Annotated in this window: 1 protein-coding gene and 1 pseudogene; both read right to left on the reverse strand. The window is 34.6% G+C overall.

The genetic code is table 11. The annotated features are described in order from the left end of the window. A pseudogene (locus tag AC1DTM_RS25575) lies at positions 1-264 on the reverse strand (hypothetical protein); the annotation flags it as partial. Between the two features lie 266 nt (positions 265-530). Next, positions 531-1,639 (reverse strand): hemolysin BL regulatory component HblB (hblB, locus tag AC1DTM_RS25580; RefSeq protein ID WP_477001201.1); only part of this gene is annotated, 1,109 nt, incomplete at its 5' end.

Below are 1,639 nucleotides of genomic sequence, written 5' to 3' on the forward strand. Positions count from 1 at the left end.
TTCTACTCCAGAAACTCCAGAAAGAATGGATGTAGCTGTGTCAAAACATTTGAACCCTAGCATGGAACGGATTCGTTTGTCCAATTCAGGACCRTACTGATGAACCCAACGCATAATCGTTGTATGAGAAATGGATAAACCCCGTTCTTCTAGCATTTCCACCAAATCACGAAAACTGAGATTGTACCGTAGGTACCATCTTACCGTTAACAAAATAATATCAGGCTGATAATGCTTCCATTTGAATACATTTTCCTTTTCCATACCAATCACGCACCCTTTCTAAAGTAATAGTAACAGTATGTCCAAGATTTATAGATTCATTGCAATTGTCCTTAAGTTTTTGCACCAGAACCAATTACAACAATTACTAAGGATTGCATAAAATCCATCTGCAATCATACCAACTTATTATCTGTTAAAAAACTTTGCACCAGAACTCTCTGAATCATCTTTTTCACTGAACTTAGTGTCCAGTTTAGTGTACCATCTCCAATTGCTGCGTAATTTTTCTGTCTAACTTTTCGGATTCAGTTCATTATATTTTCTACTTTGTCTTTATATACAACATATTCTTTCCCATCCACTACTGCTATCACCGCAAATTCATCTTTTGGATTGAATGAAAGCCAGTCAGCCCACATACTTGTATTTGGTCCTCCACTCCACATATTATGAACAGTGTTTTTAGTTAAATTCATAACTTTATAAGACGCATTTGGTGCATTTGTTCCAGTCTTTATTTCAAATGTATATGCGTTATGAATTTTTTTATAAAAGTAGAAAACGTTTGATGGACGAAGCTGATTCATAAAATCCTGTTCTTTTTTCTCTGCAATTTTTATCCCTTCTTGTAATGTGACAACATCTGTTCTTAATGTTTTCCAACTGTCTTTAGCTGCATTCAAGTTAGGGTTTAAGAATTTATATCTATTTTGATCAGCTTTTTGATCAGCTTTATCAATATGTCCCAGYACSCCCGTATATTGAGAGTCTAGATCATCCCATTGCGTGGACATATAAGTAAGAGCRKTAATAGCATYATCAAKYGCMYTATGCATMTCACTAATATTATGAAACGCAACTCCAACTACACGATTTAATGTTATTTTATAATCTACATTCTGACGTAATTTTGCTAATTCCGGCTCTAGCCAGCCTAACTTACCTCTTGCATCACCTATCATTATACCACCAGCAATCAATGTGGGAAGAAAGGGGATTTTCACCATGTCCAATCCCTTAGATTCTATGTCTTTCTGATAGTTTACTTGCCCTAAAAGGTCCTCTAGTCGCTTTTGATCATCCTCAACCGCAGCTCCTTGGCTTTTTAAAATAGACTGCAAGAGATCTTTATTACTTCCAAATGCTCTAACATCTTGTCCAATATTTTCATTTAAATTAGTTAATTCTTCTATTAATGCTTTTGCAGACTTTTGATTTTGTTGAATTTCCCCCCGTAAATCTGTAATCCCTTTTTTTAAAGTATCTCCATTCCCAGTATTGATCGCCTCTACTAATGTTTTATAATGATTTTCAAATTTTTTATCGTATTCAATAATGCCTGTCAATGTATCTAAAAGCTGTTTTTTTATTTGCGTATTCCATGTAACTGCATGTGCTCTTGCATTCTTTTGAT

It is taken from the genome of Bacillus sp. P4_D3, from assembly GCF_056401855.1.